The organism is uncultured Bradyrhizobium sp., assembly GCF_936943645.1.
Taxonomy (GTDB): Bacteria; Pseudomonadota; Alphaproteobacteria; order Rhizobiales; family Xanthobacteraceae; genus Bradyrhizobium.
Genome location: NZ_CAKZJO010000106.1, coordinates 72,962 through 89,480 on the forward strand (window position 1 = coordinate 72,962; position 16,519 = coordinate 89,480).

General features: G+C 65.5%; 21 protein-coding genes. 9 read left to right on the top strand and 12 right to left on the bottom strand.

Annotated features, from left to right (window positions below; genetic code table 11):
- Positions 1-34: 34 nt before the first annotated feature.
- The 5 genes from fliG to Q0743_RS31740 all read left to right on the top strand — a co-directional run bounded on the left by fliG (position 35) and on the right by Q0743_RS31740 (position 5,024).
- Positions 35-1,126 carry a flagellar motor switch protein FliG gene (gene fliG, locus Q0743_RS31720; RefSeq protein ID WP_298245356.1) on the top strand — a complete coding sequence of 364 codons (1,092 nt, stop codon included), beginning with the start codon at positions 35-37 and terminating at the stop codon, positions 1,124-1,126.
- Positions 1,126-1,749, top strand: a complete 624-nt coding sequence (locus Q0743_RS31725) for a FliH/SctL family protein (protein ID WP_298245357.1) — start codon at positions 1,126-1,128, stop codon at positions 1,747-1,749. The genes fliG and Q0743_RS31725 overlap by 1 nt, the downstream gene beginning before the upstream one ends.
- Before the next feature lie 3 nt (positions 1,750-1,752).
- The gene (fliN, locus tag Q0743_RS31730) at positions 1,753-2,103 is read left to right on the top strand and encodes a flagellar motor switch protein FliN (RefSeq protein WP_298245358.1); all 351 of its coding nucleotides are present in this window, start codon (positions 1,753-1,755) and stop codon (positions 2,101-2,103) included.
- 54 nt (positions 2,104-2,157) lie between these two features.
- Positions 2,158-3,543 (top strand): sigma-54-dependent Fis family transcriptional regulator, encoded by a 1,386-nt coding sequence (locus Q0743_RS31735; RefSeq protein WP_298245359.1) that lies wholly within the window; start codon positions 2,158-2,160, stop codon positions 3,541-3,543.
- A gap of 332 nt (positions 3,544-3,875) precedes the next feature.
- Positions 3,876-5,024, top strand: a complete 1,149-nt coding sequence (locus Q0743_RS31740) for a M20 family metallopeptidase (RefSeq protein ID WP_298245360.1) — start codon at positions 3,876-3,878, stop codon at positions 5,022-5,024.
- A 112-nt stretch (positions 5,025-5,136) separates the two neighbouring features.
- On the opposite strand, the gene Q0743_RS31745 is transcribed toward Q0743_RS31740, so the two are convergent.
- The 3 genes from Q0743_RS31745 to Q0743_RS31755 all read right to left on the bottom strand — a co-directional run bounded on the left by Q0743_RS31745 (position 5,137) and on the right by Q0743_RS31755 (position 7,350).
- Positions 5,137-5,295 (bottom strand): hypothetical protein, encoded by a 159-nt coding sequence (locus tag Q0743_RS31745; protein WP_298245361.1) that lies wholly within the window; start codon positions 5,293-5,295, stop codon positions 5,137-5,139.
- Positions 5,296-5,381: 86 nt separating this feature from the next.
- Positions 5,382-5,963: a flavin reductase family protein gene (locus Q0743_RS31750; protein WP_298245362.1), complete on the bottom strand. Its 582-nt coding sequence runs from the start codon at positions 5,961-5,963 to the stop codon at positions 5,382-5,384.
- 220 nt (positions 5,964-6,183) lie between these two features.
- Positions 6,184-7,350, bottom strand: a complete 1,167-nt coding sequence (locus Q0743_RS31755) for a cytochrome P450 (protein WP_298245363.1) — start codon at positions 7,348-7,350, stop codon at positions 6,184-6,186.
- Positions 7,351-7,563: 213 nt separating this feature from the next.
- Between Q0743_RS31755 and Q0743_RS31760 the strand changes: the two genes are divergently transcribed.
- Entirely contained in the window at positions 7,564-8,208 is a 645-nt protein-coding gene (locus Q0743_RS31760; RefSeq protein ID WP_298245364.1) for an NAD-dependent dehydratase, read from the top strand.
- Between the two features lie 3 nt (positions 8,209-8,211).
- Here Q0743_RS31760 and Q0743_RS31765 read toward each other — a convergent pair whose 3' ends face one another.
- Positions 8,212-9,093: a L,D-transpeptidase gene (locus Q0743_RS31765; protein WP_298245365.1), complete on the bottom strand. Its 882-nt coding sequence runs from the start codon at positions 9,091-9,093 to the stop codon at positions 8,212-8,214.
- A gap of 181 nt (positions 9,094-9,274) precedes the next feature.
- Between Q0743_RS31765 and Q0743_RS31770 the strand changes: the two genes are divergently transcribed.
- From Q0743_RS31770 to Q0743_RS31780, 3 genes are all read left to right on the top strand, one after another.
- Positions 9,275-9,622 carry a response regulator gene (locus Q0743_RS31770; RefSeq protein ID WP_298245366.1) on the top strand — a complete coding sequence of 116 codons (348 nt, stop codon included), beginning with the start codon at positions 9,275-9,277 and terminating at the stop codon, positions 9,620-9,622.
- 150 nt (positions 9,623-9,772) lie between these two features.
- Positions 9,773-9,940 carry an RNA-binding protein gene (locus Q0743_RS31775; RefSeq protein ID WP_298245367.1) on the top strand — a complete coding sequence of 56 codons (168 nt, stop codon included), beginning with the start codon at positions 9,773-9,775 and terminating at the stop codon, positions 9,938-9,940.
- A 17-nt stretch (positions 9,941-9,957) separates the two neighbouring features.
- Positions 9,958-10,206 carry a hypothetical protein gene (locus Q0743_RS31780; RefSeq protein WP_298245368.1) on the top strand — a complete coding sequence of 83 codons (249 nt, stop codon included), beginning with the start codon at positions 9,958-9,960 and terminating at the stop codon, positions 10,204-10,206.
- 223 nt (positions 10,207-10,429) lie between these two features.
- Here the strand turns inward: Q0743_RS31780 and Q0743_RS31785 are convergent, their stop codons facing one another.
- The 8 genes from Q0743_RS31785 to napG form a co-directional block, all read right to left on the bottom strand.
- Positions 10,430-11,206, bottom strand: a complete 777-nt coding sequence (locus Q0743_RS31785; protein WP_298245369.1) for a LuxR C-terminal-related transcriptional regulator — start codon at positions 11,204-11,206, stop codon at positions 10,430-10,432.
- 121 nt (positions 11,207-11,327) lie between these two features.
- Complete coding sequence (locus tag Q0743_RS31790) at positions 11,328-11,681, bottom strand: DUF2200 domain-containing protein (protein WP_298245370.1); 354 nt, start codon at positions 11,679-11,681, stop codon at positions 11,328-11,330.
- Positions 11,682-11,690: 9 nt separating this feature from the next.
- Positions 11,691-12,893, bottom strand: coding sequence for an LLM class flavin-dependent oxidoreductase (locus Q0743_RS31795; RefSeq protein ID WP_298245371.1), 1,203 nt, complete (start codon positions 12,891-12,893; stop codon positions 11,691-11,693).
- A gap of 117 nt (positions 12,894-13,010) precedes the next feature.
- Complete coding sequence (locus tag Q0743_RS31800) at positions 13,011-13,607, bottom strand: DUF2478 domain-containing protein (RefSeq protein WP_298245372.1); 597 nt, start codon at positions 13,605-13,607, stop codon at positions 13,011-13,013.
- 5 nt (positions 13,608-13,612) lie between these two features.
- The gene (locus Q0743_RS31805) at positions 13,613-14,329 is read right to left on the bottom strand and encodes a NapC/NirT family cytochrome c (RefSeq protein WP_298245373.1); all 717 of its coding nucleotides are present in this window, start codon (positions 14,327-14,329) and stop codon (positions 13,613-13,615) included.
- A gap of 7 nt (positions 14,330-14,336) precedes the next feature.
- Positions 14,337-14,804 carry a nitrate reductase cytochrome c-type subunit gene (locus Q0743_RS31810; RefSeq protein ID WP_181769598.1) on the bottom strand — a complete coding sequence of 156 codons (468 nt, stop codon included), beginning with the start codon at positions 14,802-14,804 and terminating at the stop codon, positions 14,337-14,339.
- The gene (napH, locus tag Q0743_RS31815) at positions 14,801-15,745 is read right to left on the bottom strand and encodes a quinol dehydrogenase ferredoxin subunit NapH (RefSeq protein WP_298245374.1); all 945 of its coding nucleotides are present in this window, start codon (positions 15,743-15,745) and stop codon (positions 14,801-14,803) included. Before napH ends, Q0743_RS31810 begins: the two co-directional genes overlap by 4 nt.
- Positions 15,742-16,506 carry a ferredoxin-type protein NapG gene (napG, locus tag Q0743_RS31820; protein ID WP_298245375.1) on the bottom strand — a complete coding sequence of 255 codons (765 nt, stop codon included), beginning with the start codon at positions 16,504-16,506 and terminating at the stop codon, positions 15,742-15,744. Before napG ends, napH begins: the two co-directional genes overlap by 4 nt.
- Between the last annotated feature and the right edge of the window lie 13 nt (positions 16,507-16,519).

Below are 16,519 nucleotides of genomic sequence, written 5' to 3' on the forward strand. Positions count from 1 at the left end.
AAACCTAGCCAAGTGAATCAAGAAGTGATCTGACATGGCCGCCTCCCTGCAAAACGCCAACTCGAACGACATCACCAGCGTGATCTCCACGCTCGGCCAACGTGCCGGCAGCCGCGCGGGCACGCCGGCCGAGGCAGTGCCGGGGCCGAAGCGCGCCGCCATCCTGATGCTGGCGCTGGGCGAGCAATATGGCGGCAAGATCTGGTCGCTGCTCGACGACGACGAGGTGCGCCAGCTGTCCCTGGAGATGTCGACGCTCGGCACCGTCGAGGTCGACACGGTCGAGGACATGCTGCTCGAATTCGTTTCGCGCATGTCGGCCTCGGGCGCGCTGATGGGCAATTTCGACGCCACCGAGCGGCTGCTGCAGCAATATCTGGCGCCCGAGCGCGTCAACGGCATCATGGACGAAATCCGCGGCCCCGCGGGCCGCAACATGTGGGAGAAGCTCTCCAACGTGCAGGAAGAGGTCCTCGCCAACTATCTCAAGAACGAATATCCGCAGACCATCGCCGTGGTGCTGTCGAAGCTGAAGCCCGAGCACGCCGCACGCGTGCTCGGCATCTTCCCGGAGGAGCTCGCGCTCGACGTCGTCAACCGCATGCTGAAGATGGAAGCGGTGCAGAAGGAGGTGATCGAGAGCGTGGAGAAGACGCTGCGCACCGAATTCATGTCCAATCTGTCGCAGACCCGCCGCCGCGACGCCCACGAGGTGATGGCGGAAATCTTCAACAATTTCGATCGCCAGACCGAAACCCGCTTCATCACCTCGCTGGAAGAGGACAACCGGGAATCGGCCGAGCGCATCAAGGCGCTGATGTTCACCTTCGACGACCTGGTGAAGCTGGATTCGGGCTCGGCCCAGACCTTGATGCGCAACGTCGACAAGGACAAGCTCGGCGTCGCGCTCAAGAGCGCCAACGAGGACGTCCGCAACTTCTTCTTCGGCAACATGTCCTCGCGCGCGGCCAAGATGCTGCAGGACGACATGGCGGCGATGGGCCCGGTCCGCCTGCGCGACGTCGACGAGGCCCAGGCGCTGCTGGTCAACCTCGCCAAGGACCTCGCCGCCAAGGGTGAGATCATGCTGACCAAGAACCGCGCCGACGACGAGCTGGTGTATTGATGGGCGCTCCCGCCAAATTCCTGTTCGACACCGACTTCGCGGCACCCGAGCGGTCGCCGCGCGAGAAGGCGGCGACGGCTGCCGAGATCGCCCAGAAGGTCGCGGAAGCCGAGGCGCGCGCCTATCAGGAAGGCTTTGCCGCCGGCCAAAGCGAGGCCAAGGCCGAGAGCGACCGTCGCGTGGCGCTCGCGATGGAGGAGATCAACATCGGCATCCGCGGCATCGCCTCCGGTATCGGCAACATCGAAACCAAGATGGAGACCGAGGCAGTCGACGTCGCGGTCGCGGTGGCGCGCAAGCTGTGCGCCGACCTCGTCGCCGCCGAGCCGCTCGGCGAGATCGTCGCGCTGGTCAAGGACTGCTTCTCGCATCTGGTCGCCACGCCGCATCTCGTCGTTCGCATCAACGATGCGCTCTACGACGCCGCCCGCGAGAAGATCGAGCGGCTCGCCAAGCAGAGCGGCTTCGAGGGCCGGCTGGTGATCCTGGCCGAGCCGGAGATTGCCACCGGCGACTGCCGGATCGAATGGGCCGATGGCGGCGTCGTGCTGGAACGCGGCGCCATCGCAGCCAAGATCGACGAAATGGTCGGACGCTATGTCGCGTCCCGCAGGGGGAGCTAAGCCATGAGCGACACCGACGGACAGGTCCCGCTGCCCGATCTCAACGGCCCGATGCCGCCCGCTGGCACGGACGTCGGCTACAACGAGGACGAATACGCGACGCGCGCCGCCGCCGACCTCGAGGCGGTGTTCGACGTGCCGGTGCAGGTCTCGGCGGTGCTCGGCCGCTCCAAGATGGACGTCAGCGAGTTGTTGAAGCTCGGACCCGGCACGGTGCTCGAGCTCGACCGGCGCGTCGGCGAGGCCATCGACATCTACGTCAACAACAAGCTGGTCGCCCGCGGCGAAGTCGTCCTGGTCGAGGACAAGCTCGGCGTGACCATGACCGAAATCATCAAGGCCGAACGCAGCTAGCGAAATTGCAGGGAATAACGCGCGGCAGCGCGACCAGACGGACAGGAGACTGACATGCGGCTTCTCATCGTTGGCACATTGAAGGGCCAGCTCACCACCGCCACCAAGATCGCGATGGACAACGGCGCCACCGTGACCCACGCCGAGGACCACGAGCAGGCGATGCGCGTGCTGCGCGGCGGCAAGGGCGCCGACCTCCTGCTGGTCGACGTCGCGCTCGACATCCGCGACCTCGTGATGCGGCTCGAGGCCGAGCACATCCACGCCCCGATCGTCGCCTGCGGCATCACCAACGACGCCCGCGCCGCGGTTGCGGCGATCCATGCCGGCGCCAAGGAATACATCCCGCTGCCGCCCGATCCCGAGCTGATCGCCGCGGTGCTGGCGGCCGTCGCCAACGATTCCCGCGAACTGGTCTATCGCGACGAAGCCATGGCCAAGGTGATCAAGCTGGCGCAGCAGATCGCGGGCTCGGACGCCTCGGTGATGATCACCGGCGAATCCGGCACCGGCAAGGAAGTGCTGGCCCGCTACGTCCACACCCGCTCGGCGCGCGCCAAGCGTCCCTTCATCTCGATCAACTGCGCCGCTATCCCTGAGCATCTCCTGGAGTCCGAGCTGTTCGGCCACGAGAAGGGTGCCTTCACCGGCGCGATCGCACGCCGCATCGGCAAGTTCGAGGAGGCCACCGGCGGCACGCTGCTGCTCGACGAAATCTCGGAGATGGACGTCCGCCTGCAATCGAAATTGCTGCGCGCCATCCAGGAGCGCGTGATCGACCGCGTCGGCGGCACCAAGCCGGTGCCGGTGGATATCCGCATCATCGCGACCTCGAACCGCAATCTGGCCGAAGCCGTGCGCGAAGGCACGTTCCGCGAGGACCTGCTGTTCCGCCTCAACGTGGTCAACCTCAAGATCCCGCCGCTGCGCGAGCGTCCCCTCGACATCCTCGAGCTCGCCCAGCACTTCGTGAAGAAATACGCCGAGGCCAACGGCGTGCCGATGCGGCCGATCTCGGCGGAAGCGCGCCGCGTGCTCTCCACCAATCGCTGGCAGGGCAACGTCCGCGAGCTCGAAAACACCATGCACCGCGCAGTGCTGATGGCGCAGGGCGACGAGATCGGACCCGACGCGATCCTGACCCCGGACGGCGATCGCCTCGACCTCGCCAAGACCCCGCCGGCCGTGGCGCACGCCACCATGGCCGCCGAGCAGGTGACGCGCGCGCTGGTCGGGCGCACCGTCGCCGACGTCGAGCGCGACCTGATCCTGGAGACGCTGAAGCACTGCCTCGGCAACCGGACCCATGCCGCCAACATCCTCGGCATCTCGATCCGTACGCTGCGCAACAAGCTCAACGAATATTCCGACGGCGGCATCCCGATCACCCCCGCGGGCACGCCGGGCGAATATCCGCGGATGCCGATGATGGGGGCGTAGGCCACGCCCACGCGGATTGAGACTACGAATGCCCGGACTGGTCCCGGGCATTTTTGTTTTAGGCACCTTCCCGCCAAGCTCTCGCTGTCGTCCCTGCGAAAGCAGGGACCCATAACCACAGAAAGGTGTTTGGCGAAGACTCGCCGTTCGGTACTCCTCCCGCCGCTAACCGATAGATTCCGCGGTATGGGTCCCTGCGTGCGCAGGGACGACGGCGTGGAGGTAGTGAGCATTCAAACCACAGCGGTGGACATGGCGGCACCGCGTTCTCCGACTAGGTCCCGCCTGCGCAACGCCCTATAACCCCGCGTGAGAACCACGCGAGGAACCACATGTCTGAAGCTCAAATCATGGACTGGCTGGCGTCGCAGAAGCAGGCGATGATCGATCTGCTCCGCGACGTCGTGAACATCGACTCCGGCTCCTACGACAAGGAAGGCGTCGATGCGGTCGGTGCGCGGTTCGAGCGGTATTTTGCCGAGCACGGCATTCCGTGCCGCCGCGAGGCCAGCGCCACCTTCGGCGATGCGATCCACGCCGACGTGGCAAAACCCGGCAGCAACGAAAAGCCGGTGCTGCTGATGGGGCATCGCGACACCGTGTTCGGCAAGGGCGAGGCCGGGCGCCGTCCCTTCACCATCAAGGACGGGCGCGCTTACGGGCCTGGCGTCGCGGACATGAAGTCCGGTGTCGTGATGAACATCTTCGTCGCGACCGCCTTCCACAAATTCGGCAGCAACCCGCATCCGATCAAGCTCTTGATCACCTCGGACGAAGAGATCGGCTCGCCCTCCTCCCGGCCCGTGATCGAGCGCGAAGGCCGTTCGGCCCGCGCCGTGTTCAACTCCGAGCCGGGCCGTCCCACCGGCAACGTCGTGACCGGGCGCAAGGGCGGCATCTTCATGCACATGACCATCACCGGCAAGGCCGCGCATTCCGGCGCGAATTTCGCCGCAGGCGTCAGCGCGATCGGCGAGCTCGCGCACAAGATCGTGCAGATCCACGCGCTGACCGATCTCGACAAGGGCATCACGCTCAATGTCGGCCTGGTCTCGGGCGGCCAGTCCGTCAACACCACGGCGCCCTACGCCGAGGGTCAGATCGACCTGCGCTATGTCGATCCGGCCGATCGCGCGCGGGTGATGGAGGCGATCGAAAAGATCGTCGCGACCTCTTACGTGCCGGGCACCAGCGCAACGCTGACGATCAAGGGCGAGTTCGTGCCGGTGGTACAGAGCGCGGAATCCAAGGCGCTGTTCGAAGGCTATCAGGCCGCCGCAAGACAGGTCGGCCTCACCACGCTGCAGGGCGAGTTCTCCGGCGGCTGCGCCGATTCCGGCTTCACCGCCGCGGTCGGCACGCCGACCATCTGCGGCCTCGGCCCGGTCGGCGGCCTCGCGCACACGCCGGAGGAATATCTCGATGTCGACAGCATCGTGCCACGCGCGCAGACACTGGCGCTGGCGATCTTGCGGGGGTAGAGCCGCACACTCCGTCGTCATGCCCGGGCTTGACCCGGGCATCCCCGCCTCTCCGGAATCGCCGATGCACGTGGATGGCCGGGTCAAGCCCGGCCATGACGAGGAGAGAGTCTTACGAATAGCTCGGCGCATCCGGCTTGCGGAAGATGTGGATGGGATCGCCGGGGATGATCACGGGCTGGCCCGAGAACATCGCGTAGGCGTAGAGCGCGAGATAGGCGATCGCGAGCGCGCCGACGGCGTAGAAGGCGTAGGTCGCGATGCGCTTCATCGGTCCACTCCATGGCGCATCCCGAACGGGACGGCTTGCGGGCTTCTAGGCCGATGAGGCGGAAAAGGCCAGCCTCTCCGCGCCGATCAAACGCCACGCCGGCTGCGGGCGGCAACGCTGACATCGGCAAGCGTCGCGGCGTCCTCGCCCTGGTCGACCGCCACATACTGGCCGTGCCAATAGGCCAGCGCGGCGTTGCGGGTCGAATTCCTGACGGACCTAACACGACCGATCACGATGCCATGCGAGTGGCGCTCGATGATCTCCTCGACTTCGCAATCGACCGCAGACAAGGCGCCGACCAGCAGCGGAACGCCGGAGACCGCCGTCACCCACTGGCTGCCCGGAAAGCGATCGGCGCCCTTCAACCCGCCCTTGCCGGCAAAGCGTTCGGCGACGCCGAGCTGGTCGGCCGCGAGCATGTTCACGCCGAAGGCGCCGTAGCGCTTGATCACCGGGAACGACGAGGCATCGCGGTTGATGCTGACCAGCAGCGTCGGCGGATCGACCGAGAATGAGGCCACCGACGTCACCGTCATGCCGGTAATATCCTTGCCTCGCCCGGCGGTGATGACGCTGACGCCGCCGGTGAGATGACGCATGGCGCCGCGGAAATCGGCGGACGAGACGGGGATTTCACTCATGAGATCGCAGGGCACTATATTCATGGCATGGCCCCCGAAGCGGGGTTCGCTATATCTAGGTACGATCGTCCGCCGACAACAGGTCGCTCGGGGCCGAAGGCGTCGAGATGTCAGGAAGCACGATGCGCATGCTGTGACGCGGGCGGCGGACGCGGCCAATCTTTCAATCGACGGGCCAATGCAGGAAGATTCTTTCCCCACGCGAATGTGAGAATCGGCCGGTCCGGCCTGACAAGCCAGCCGCCTAGTGCCCCCATCTCACCGGCAGATTCTGCAAGCCGCGAAACGCCCAGCCGCCGATCCGCACCGGCTCGTCATCCGCGAGCTCCAGCTGCCCGGCCCGCGCGAACACGGTCGGCAGCGCGACGTCGGCGATCATGGCGCGGGAGGCGAAGGCGCCGGCGCAGAAATGCGGGCCGGCGCCAAAGGCAACGCTCTTGGAAGTGTCGCGGCGCACGTCGAATGCGTCGGCGCGCTCAAAGTGTTTCTCGTCGCGGTTGGCGGAGCCGAACATCAGGAATACGCGCTCGTCGGTTTCGAACGACACGTCACGGATGGACCACGGCTTTGCGATGCGTCGCGGCGACATCCCGATCGGCGAGATCCAGCGCGCGTATTCCTCGAAGGCCTGCAGCCAGGACACTTCTCCGCGCCTGACGAGGTCGAGTTGTTCGGGGTGGGTCAGGAGCGCCCACACCGTGCCGGCGATGGCCTTGCGCGGCTCGTTCTGGCCGCCCGAGATCGCGAGCTTGACGTTGGCACGCACGCTCTCCATCGGCATGCCCGAGGCGAGCAGCACGCCCAGAATGCTCTGGTCCGGGTTCTTGCGCATTGCCGGCAGGATGTCGTCGATCGCAGCATCGATGCCCGACGTCGCGGCGTGGCAGCGCGCCTCGACTGCGGGATCGCCGGCGTAATTGGCGATGCCTTCGATCATGCCTTGCGACCATGCGTCCATGTCCTCGAAGCCGATATTGGTGAGGCCGGTGATCGACTTCAGGCACTCGCCGGAGAACGGCAGCGCGAAGTCGCGCATGAAATCGATGCGCCCGGGCGCGATGCGATCGATGATGCGATCGGCATGCGCCTGAAACGACGCAGTCCAATGCGCCTTTACCGTCCTCGGCGACACCGTCGGAAACATCGCACGGCGCTCGACCTGGTGCGCTTCGCCGTCCTTGCGCATCATGTTGTGGCCCATCAGCCGGTTCATCAGGCCGGCGGGCTGGTGCGAGGAGAACACGTCGATCTGCTTTTCGGAGATCGAGATGTCGTCGCGGCTGGTCAGCAGCGTCGAGCCGAGCTGCGGCACGAAGGCGATCGGCGCCTCTTTCCGCATGGTCGCGAGCATCGGATAGGGATCGGCCCAGAACTTATCAGGGTCGATGTCGATGCGCGGCGCGGTGCTCAAGGCCGTTTCCCCGGATTGTTGTTTCCTTGCGGCCAGACTAACGCATTGCGGCTCCGGCGTCTGTCCCTAGCGATAGGGACAAAACGGCAAGGACATCTCCGCGGCTCACAACTCGATACGAGCCAAGCTTGGCGAGCGTCGCGACGCCAGTGTCGAATTTGCCGCGGCAACCGGTTCCTGTACACTCGGCCTGCAAACCCAACACAGGTGATCATGACCACATTGCTCATCGTAGGCGCGACGGGGCTGGTTGGCGGCCGCGCGATGACGCTCGCTCTCGCCGACCCTCGCATCACGCGCATCATCGCGCCGACGCGGCGCGCGATGCCGCCCGAGGAGCGGGTCGCTTATCCTCGGCTCGATGATCTGATTGCCGGTGCCGGCGATGCGGAATGGCAAGCCGACGGCGCAATCTGCGCGCTCGGAACGACGCGGGCGGCGGCAGGATCGGCAGCGGCATTTCGAGCGGTCGATTACGAGCGGGTGCTACTGATCGCACGGCGGCTGCGCGAGGCTGGAGTCGGCCGGTTCGCCCTGGTGTCGTCCCTGGGTGCCGACCCGCGATCGCGGTTTCTCTACACACGGACGAAGGGCGAGGTGGAGGAGGCGATCGGGGCGCTCGCCTTCCCGTCCCTGACGATCCTGCGGCCGGGCTTCCTGGACGGCGAACGTGCCGAAAGCCGGCCGGTGCAGCGAGCCGTGCGAAACGTCCTGAACTTCGTATCCCCGCTGCTGCCACCGGTTGCGCGTCTAAGCTCGGTGAACAACGTCGCCCGGCAGCTCATCGAGGCGGCTGTTGCCGGCCAACCAGGAAGGCATGTCATTGGAGCTGCGCAACTGGCAGAGGGCGGGAGCTGAAACCTACCGCGCCTCGGCGACCCTCGGTCCAGGCGACAGCATCTGCGCGTTGGCAGCCAACGGCCGCTTCGACGGCGAGGCCGGGTCAGGCGATCGGGACGCGGCATCGGACGGCTGGCCCTGGGATGGTCGGCGGGAAGCGGCTGCCGGAAGCACGATCACCTTCGCGCCGACCTTCACCCGCTCATAGAGGTCCGTGACGTCGTCATTGGTCAGCCGGATACAGCCGGACGACACCTTCTTGCCGATCGTAGCGGGGTTGTTGGTGCCGTGAATGCGATATTCGGTCTCGCCGAGATACATCGCGCGCGCGCCGAGCGGATTGCCGGGGCCGCCCGCCATGAAGCGCGGCAGATAAGGCTGACGCCCGATCATCTCGGTCGGCGGATGCCAATCCGGCCATTCGGCCTTGCGCGCCACGGTCTGCTCGCCGGACCACGTGAAACCTTCGCGGCCGACGCCGATGCCGTAACGCATCGCCTGCCTGTCGTTCAGGACGAAATAGAGGAACGTGTTTCCGGTATCGATGATGACCGTGCCCGGTGTCTGGCGGCTGGCATAGTCGACCACCTGCCGAACGAGAGCTCCGGGAGCTTCGGCGTCGGCTTTGGGCGGTTCGGCCAGCGGCGCAGGAGCCAGGATCGGAGCAGGAACCGGAGTGGGGACCGGCGCTGCCGCATGAACTTGAGGTGCCACGTAAACTGGACTCGACGATGCCCGGGCTTCCTGCGCGGCCGGCTTCCGTGCCGGCTGCACGCTCGCCGGCTGAGACAGCACTCCGTACCCCAGCGCGGCGACGGCCACGGCGCCAATCGCAACCCTCGCAGCCATCGGGATTGCGAGCGTCTCCGCCTTCCCACGTTTGGCCTTGGCGCGCTTAGCCATGTCTTTCTCCAGGCGTGACTGTGCCTGAAGAGGTACCCAGCAAAATTTAAGAAACTTCGAAGCGATGGCGGCCGGAATGGAACCGGCGGTGATGGTTAACGCTTTTGCTCCTGACGCTTCGCGACGTGTTCGACAACCGGGACAGCCCGGAGAAACAGGGCGTGCCTGCCGGGAGAATGATTTGCAAATTCTGGTCGTTGAAGACGAAGATCTGATCCGCGACGTGGTCGTGGACATATTGGAGGGGCACGGGCACGACGTTCTTCAAGCCGGGAGCGGCGAGCGCGCGCTTCAGATTTGCGCTGAAGCTGCTCCAGACCTCATTTTCACCGACGTAAAGTTGCCGGGGCCGCTTTCAGGTTGGGACGTCGCGATCAAATGCAGAGAGAGTCATCCCGCCATCCCCGTCATCTACGCCACCGGCCACACCCTCTCTGATCCACGCCCGGTTTCGGGCAGCATCATGCTTCACAAGCCTTACCGCCTCGAGCGGCTCCTGGACTCCATCCGCACCTTGACCCGCCAATGACGCGGCATCCGCCCTGCGAGCTTGACCACAGGGACAGGTCCGCGCGCCGCCGCCGTGCCGCGCAGGTAAGGTTGACCGGTGAGGTTAATTCGAGCCGGCGTTTGTCCATCGACGCTGCCCTCGCTAGCCTTGCAACCAGGCAAGGATGAGATGCTCGAGAGGACCGACCAGCACACGCTGACGAAGGCGAAGCGCCGCGAGGCCAACGACTACGCCATCGGGCTGGCATTCCTCGGCGTTATCGGCATCGCCATGATTGCATGGATCGCCGCGATCGCATGGGTCGGCTGGCGTCTGATCGAGTGGATTTTCTTCTAGCGAGTACGCGTTTCATCATGAACGAGTTTGCCGGGCTTTCCGATCATTTCATCATGCGAATGCACGAATTCATTCGCAACGAGGTGCAGGCCGATGCGTTGGCCGGCACCCGGCTGGTCGGCCTGCCCGCCAGACAGCGCGCTGATCGTCTGTTCAAGGAGATCGAGCGCCGCGGGCTGTTCTGCAAGCCGATCGAATGGCCGGCGCATCTGGACAATCCGTCGGGCGACGTCGCGGATTGGCCGCTTCGAACGACTGCAAGCTGATTGCACGCGGTTGACGCCTGGCGACCAGGACCGGCAGCCGCAACCAGCCATTCACGAGCTGTAAAGCATCGCACAGAACAACGGCGCGCGGACGTTCACATGTGAACATCGCGCGACGTGCAGGACAGCCTAGCCTGACCCCGCCTCGGCTGGCTTCGCCTCCGTGCCGAAGCGTCAGCGGCCTCAGCTTATCACCCTTCCCAGGCTGAGGCCGCTTGCCGCCTCAGTTCAGGCTCCGCGAGAGCAGGCGCAGCACGATCCCGAACAATTCATTCTGCGAGGAGATGCCGAGCCGCTGATAGGCGCGCTTGCGGTAAGTCAGGGTCGAATGCAGGCTGATGCCGAGGGCTTGCGAGATTGCTTCGGAGCTGAGCCCGAGCAGGATATGGCGGCAGACCTCCTGTTCGCGCGGCGTCAGCGTGGAGAGCGGCGCGCGCGTTGCGAATAGGGCGGCGAGGTTCTGGTCGGGCGTCGCGGCCTGCTGGAAATGCCGGGCGACGCTGGCGCCGATCGCGGGCGCGCTGGCCTGCAATCGCGCGCGCTCGGCATCGCCGAAGCGACCCTGGGAGGTGATGCGGTAGAAATTGACGTAGAAGCAGGTGTCGCCGGTCCAGATCGCGGTGGCGCATTTGTCGACGATGTCGGAATCGCTGAAGAAGATCTTGCGGTAGCGCGCGCCATACATGCGCGGTGCAAACGACGGCAGCATGATCGGCGCACCGGTCTCGGCTTCGAACAGCGCATCGCGATTGGGATCGGATTCGTGGAACTGGCCGGCGTAGGCCGCGCCAAGATCGCTGCCGGTCGGGATGTTGCCGGCATCGAGCAGGCAACGCGCCGCGCCCGAGCGTGTTAGCGCAAACACCATGCAATGGCCGACGCCGGCCTGGCGGCGCAGCGTGTCGATCAGGATTTTCGGGAAGTCGGGCCGGCCGATGGCGAGCACGGCGGGCGTGACATCGCCGTCGGCTGAAGTCGTGGACGTCCCGCGAGGGCGCATCGCCTTCTCCCTATCGCTTTTGACGTGGTCTACCAGCAATGGCGGCGCGCCGGAAGGCCGCTCTGCATGCAGACTGCGCGAAGGTTCGCCGAGCCGAATGGACCGATGCAGCCGCCCGAAATCACTTTCTTCGCAAGATCTGGTCCATTGACTTTCCCCGGGCCAGTTCGTCGATCAGCTTATCCAGGTAGCGGATTTCCCGCATCGTCGGCTCCTTGATGTCCTCCACCCGAACGCCGCACACCACGCCCTTGACGAGGGCACGCGAGGGGTTGATTGCGGGAGCCTCAGCAAAGAAGGTTTCAAAGTCCGTCTCCCTGTCCAGTTGGACTTGCAGTTCCTTCGGACCATAGCCCGTCAACCAAGACAGTATCTGATCGACCTCGGCCTTCGAGCGTCCCTTCTTCTCCGCCTTCGCAACATAGAGCGGGTAAACGCTGGCAAAGCTGGTCGTGTAGATCCGGTGTTTTGGCAACAGAGCCCCCTACCCGGCAGCTTTCGCCGGCGCCACGCTGATCGCCAGCTTGCCGTAGCGGTCGGTGAAGGCCTCGGTGTCGATCTCCTCCAGCTTGATCTCGCCGCTCATCACGCCCTGCTTCCATGCGGCCTGCGCCGGGTCGTTCTGGAATTCCGGCATCACCTCGCGGCCGAACAGCTCGAGCGATTCGCAGATGTGCTCGTGGCTGTTCTTGCCCGCCTGATTCAGCAGGATGACCTGGTCGATGTGCGAGGACTGGAAGCGCTTCAGCTTCTTGCGGATCGTCTCGGGCGAGCCGATCAGGCCGCCGCGCAAGGCCGCCTCCTGCGCCTCCGGATTGTCGCGCTTCCACTTGTTGTACTCGTCCCACATGTTGACGGTGTAGGGCGCGGGACGCTGGCGGTTCTGCGAGGCGCCGTAGAAGCGCAGCGCGAACTGGAAGAAGGTGGCGCCGTCGGCGCGCGCACGCGCCTCCTCATCGGTCTTGGCGCACATGAAGAACGACACCAGCGCCATGTTCGGGTTGATCTGATAGTCCGCGAGCTTGGTGAGCCGCTTGGTCATCGCGTTGTAATAGGCGTGCACCCAGGCATGCGCGGCATCGGCGCTGACGAACTGGAAGCCGAGCGCGCCAAACCCGTGACGGCCCGCACGCTCGATGGTCGGCAGCTGCGAGCAGGCCATCCACAGCGGCGGATGCGGCTTCTGCACGGGCTTGGGCACGACGTTGCGCAAGGGGATGTCGAAGTACTTGCCGTGATGCTCGCTGCCGGCATCCTTGAACATCGGGAAGATCGCCTGCACGGCCTCTTCAAACACCTCCTTCTTGGTCTCCATGTCGCGGCCGAACGGGGTGAGCTCGGTGATGGACGCGCTCTCGCCCATGCCGAACTCGCAGCGGCCGTTCGAGAGCAGGTCGAGCACGGCGACGCGCTCGGCGACGCGCGCCGGATGGTTGGTGGTGAGCTGGAGGATGCCGTGCCCGAGGCGGATGTTCTTCGTGCGCTGGCTGGCGGCGGCGAGGAAGGATTCCGGCGAGGGCGAGTGCGAATATTCCTCGAGGAAGTGATGCTCGACCACCCAGGCGTGGTCGTAGCCGAGCTTGTCGGCGAGCTCCATCTGCGAGAGCGCGTTCTGATAGAGCCTCAGCTCATCGCCGGCCACCCAGGGCCGCGGCAGTTGCAGCTCATAGAAGATGCCGAACTTCATGGCTTCGCTCTCCCGCTACCGTCTTGTTGTTGCGGGTATTGTATTGAGCGAGGCGATCCTGTCCACCCGCCGTCAATTCCGCGGCGTGGAAGAAGCTGGATCGCGAGCCGGCGCGCCTCAGACCACGTGTAGATGCTCGCTGACGGCCTTGGGCTCACCGAGCAGAGCCGCGAGAGCTGCGATCGCATCCTGGCCAGGCTCGGGCGTCGCCGCGACCGTCCGGAAATATTCGCCGCAGAACTCGGTCCATGCCTTGAGGTTGCTCGCGGGAACACCGATCACGAGGCTCTTGCCGGATTCGATGCCGTGGGCGATGAGATCGCGCAGCCCGCCGCCTTCGGCCTCGGCCTTGCCGAACTTGTTGAGAAAGACGATCTCGGCCTCAGTGAGTTGGGCCTCGACCAATTGCGCCGCTTCAAGCAGGCGCGGCGTGGACAGACGACAGGAGGTCGCGCCTGCGCCGAGATCCTCGGAGATCGACATCGCCCGGCCGGTGGCGAGCTCGTGCAGAACCATGTCGCAGCGCGTGCGACCCGGCTGGGGTACGTCCTCCTGGATCAGGCCGGCGAGACTCTTGCCCGAGCGGCGAAGCTCGGCGACGAGACCGGCGAACCACCGGTTCACCGCGGGACCTGAATCATAGACCAGGGCGACGCTGAGGGCGGCGGAAGGCCTTGCGGCATTGTCCGCCGTATCTCGGGATTGCTGAAGCATGTCCATCACCTCGCCGCCTTCGCCTTGGCGACGTCGGCATCCTGCAGGAAGTCAATCATGCGCTGCACGGGGCTGACCTCGTCGATATGGTCGAGCATGTCGCGATAGCCTTCCTGCGCCTTGGGCGGCAGCTTGTGCGCGATGCCCTGATGGCAATCGATGCAAGTCTTGCCTTGCGCGAACGCGGTCTGGTGCAGCTTGGACGCGCGCGGCTCCTGCACCGCATATTCCATGTGGTCGAACTTGTGGCAGTTGCGGCACTCGCGCGAATCCGTCGTCTTCATGCCGCGCCACACGCTCTTGGCGAGATCGATGCGGTGCGCGTTGAACTTCTCGGGCGTGCCGATGGTGCCGAGGATCTTGTGCAGCACCTCATTCGAGGCCTGGATCTTGCGGACCACCTTGTGGCTCCACTCCTTCGGCACGTGGCAATCCGGGCAACTGGCGCGGACGCCGGTGCGGTTCGAATAGTGCACTGTGTTGCGGTATTCGAGATAGACGTTTTCCTTCATCTCGTGACAGGAGATGCAGAACTGCTCGTTGTTCGTCATCTCCATCGCCCAGTTGAAGCCGCCCCAGAACAGGACGCCGGCGACGAATCCGACGACGACGATCAGTCCCCAGGCATAGCGCGCGGTCGGCGAGAAGAACCACCGCCACAGCCGCTTCAGGAGGCCCGGCCGCGCGGCGGCGACGGCGGCAGAAGTGCTGGTGTCCTGCATGTCAGCCTCACTTCGCCTGCGTCGCGTTCTGGAAGATGTTGCCGACCAGCGGCTTCGCGTCGGCCTGCGGCACGTGGCATTGCTGGCAGAAATAGCGGGTGCCGGCGACCTTATCGAGCCGCACGCCCTGGCGGTCGACGTAATGCGTCTCCGAGATCTTCGGCGCGTTCACCCGCGTGTTGCCGGGCCAGTCGTGGCAGCCCATGCACGCGTTGTTTTCCGTGGTGATCTGGTAGCCGTCGACCTTGTGAGGGATCAGCGGCGGCTGCTGGCGATAGGCGCGTTCGAAGCCGCTCGCCGGCACCGACTGCTTGGTCACGTCGGGCGGCGCCGACATTTCGGTCAGCGGGGCTTCGCGCAGCGCCTTGGGCTGCTTGGCCTCCTGCGCGAGCGGCCCCGACACTGCGAACGGAATTGCAAGTGCGACGGTCACGGCCGCCGCCGCGATCAACGGAATCAGTCGAACAAACGTCATGGGAGGTCCCTTTCAAGGACGGCCGGCTGGGAAGAGACGACGCGCGCCGCTGGCGATGGCGCGGTCATGGAGGGATCAGGACGCACCGCATTGCGGCCGCGCAGACCGAGATGAAAGACCTGCTTGGAGCAGACGTCGATACAGGCGCCGCAGACCGTGCAATCGCCCGCGGTGATGACCGGCGTGGCGCCGCTGCGCTCGCCCCTGAGTGCGGGGCTGATGACGTGCGGCTCGGGGCAGACGGCGAAGCAATCCATGCAGTCGTCGCAGGCGGCGCGGTTGTCGGCGGTGACGCGCAGCAGCGCGACCTTGCCGATCTGGCCGTAGAACGCGCCGACGGGGCAGAGATGGCCGCACCAGCCGTGCTTGGCGACGAGAAGGTCGAACACGAAGATCGCCGCCGTGCCGCCGGCCCCGAACCACAGGCCGAACACCAGCGCGCGATGCAGCGCCGTCACCGGGTTGATCAGCTCCCACGCGATCGACCCCGACAGCGCTGAGGCCGCGAGCACCGCGCCGACGAAATAGAGCCTGAGGTCGGGACGGATCTTGGCCGTGAAGGTGATGCCCAGCCGCCGCCTCAACCAGGCTGCCAGATCGGTCGCCGGATTGATCGGGCAGACCCAGGAGCAATAGGTCCGGCCCCCGAACAGGAGATAGGCGGCGAGCACGATGGCCGCGCCGATCACCGAGAGGCCCTCGGGCCAATGGCGCGCCGCGAGCGACTGCAGGAAGACGAAGGGATCGGTGAGCGGCAGCGTGCCGAGCGTCATCGACGAGGCCAGCGTGCCCTTGGCGATCCAGACGCCCAGGAACGGTCCCGACAGGAACAGCGCGAGGAAGAACAGCTGGCTGGTCCGGCGCAGCACGAGAAACCGCGAGGCCGCCCAGAGCCCCTTCTGCGCGCGCGCTTCGACATAGGGCCTGACATTCGCCGTCATGGCGTGCCCCCCTCGGGTCTGCGCACCGGCAGCTTGAGCGGCGCATCGACGAGGGCTCCGCCCGCCTTGGTCTTCTCTTCCCAACCGCGCTTGTAGTGCTCGTCCTGCTTCAGCGCGGCGACCTCGATCGGCAGCACCTTGATCGCGGAATCGGTCAGCACGCAGGACTTCTCGCACTTGCCGCAGCCGGTGCAATACTCGGCATGAACGACGGGCTCGAAGATCGCGTGCTTGGTCGTGCGCGCGTTATGCGAGATCTCGAGCGTGATCGCCTTGTCGATGGCCGGGCACACCCGATAGCAGACGTCGCAGCGCAAGCCTTGCAGATTGAGGCAGGTCTCGCGGCTGGTGATCACCGCGACGCCCATCTTAGCCTTCGCGATGTCGGTCAGCGCATGCTGAAGCGCGCCGGTCGGGCACGCCTTGACGCAGGGAATGGTGTCGCACATCTCGCAAGGAACGTTGCGAGCGACGTAGAACGGCGTTCCCACGGCGGGCCCGTCCGCCCAATCCGCAAGCCTCAATGTGTCGTAAGGACAGTCGCGAACGCAGAGACCGCAACGGACGCAGGCCGCCAGAAAGTCGTTCTCGGGCAACGCGCCCGGAGGCCGCAGCGTCTGCGCAGGTCTAGCCCGCGAGGACACGCCGAACGCAGTCAGCATCGTCGCGGCGACGGCTGCGCCGCCGCCGAAACGCGTCATATCCTGCATCGCCTTGCGACGGCGCGGATCGCGCGGGATGCCTGAGCTCGAATCCGACATGGCTCGTCCATCG

Bases quoted from the DNA above. Each gene is read 5' to 3' on its own strand.
- fliG (WP_298245356.1), top strand. From the start codon at position 35: ATGGCCGCCTCCCTGCAAAACGCCAACTCGAACGACATCACCAGCGTG.
- Q0743_RS31725 (WP_298245357.1), top strand. From the start codon at position 1,126: ATGGGCGCTCCCGCCAAATTCCTGTTCGACACCGACTTCGCGGCACCC.
- fliN (WP_298245358.1), top strand. From the start codon at position 1,753: ATGAGCGACACCGACGGACAGGTCCCGCTGCCCGATCTCAACGGCCCG.
- Q0743_RS31735 (WP_298245359.1), top strand. From the start codon at position 2,158: ATGCGGCTTCTCATCGTTGGCACATTGAAGGGCCAGCTCACCACCGCC.
- Q0743_RS31740 (WP_298245360.1), top strand. From the start codon at position 3,876: ATGTCTGAAGCTCAAATCATGGACTGGCTGGCGTCGCAGAAGCAGGCG.
- Q0743_RS31745 (WP_298245361.1), bottom strand. From the start codon at position 5,295: ATGAAGCGCATCGCGACCTACGCCTTCTACGCCGTCGGCGCGCTCGCG.
- Q0743_RS31750 (WP_298245362.1), bottom strand. From the start codon at position 5,963: ATGAATATAGTGCCCTGCGATCTCATGAGTGAAATCCCCGTCTCGTCC.
- Q0743_RS31760 (WP_298245364.1), top strand. From the start codon at position 7,564: ATGACCACATTGCTCATCGTAGGCGCGACGGGGCTGGTTGGCGGCCGC.
- Q0743_RS31765 (WP_298245365.1), bottom strand. From the start codon at position 9,093: ATGGCTAAGCGCGCCAAGGCCAAACGTGGGAAGGCGGAGACGCTCGCA.
- Q0743_RS31775 (WP_298245367.1), top strand. From the start codon at position 9,773: ATGCTCGAGAGGACCGACCAGCACACGCTGACGAAGGCGAAGCGCCGC.
- Q0743_RS31780 (WP_298245368.1), top strand. From the start codon at position 9,958: ATGAACGAGTTTGCCGGGCTTTCCGATCATTTCATCATGCGAATGCAC.
- Q0743_RS31785 (WP_298245369.1), bottom strand. From the start codon at position 11,206: ATGCGCCCTCGCGGGACGTCCACGACTTCAGCCGACGGCGATGTCACG.
- Q0743_RS31795 (WP_298245371.1), bottom strand. From the start codon at position 12,893: ATGAAGTTCGGCATCTTCTATGAGCTGCAACTGCCGCGGCCCTGGGTG.
- Q0743_RS31800 (WP_298245372.1), bottom strand. From the start codon at position 13,607: ATGCTTCAGCAATCCCGAGATACGGCGGACAATGCCGCAAGGCCTTCC.
- Q0743_RS31805 (WP_298245373.1), bottom strand. From the start codon at position 14,329: ATGCAGGACACCAGCACTTCTGCCGCCGTCGCCGCCGCGCGGCCGGGC.
- Q0743_RS31810 (WP_181769598.1), bottom strand. From the start codon at position 14,804: ATGACGTTTGTTCGACTGATTCCGTTGATCGCGGCGGCGGCCGTGACC.
- napH (WP_298245374.1), bottom strand. From the start codon at position 15,745: ATGACGGCGAATGTCAGGCCCTATGTCGAAGCGCGCGCGCAGAAGGGG.
- napG (WP_298245375.1), bottom strand. From the start codon at position 16,506: ATGTCGGATTCGAGCTCAGGCATCCCGCGCGATCCGCGCCGTCGCAAG.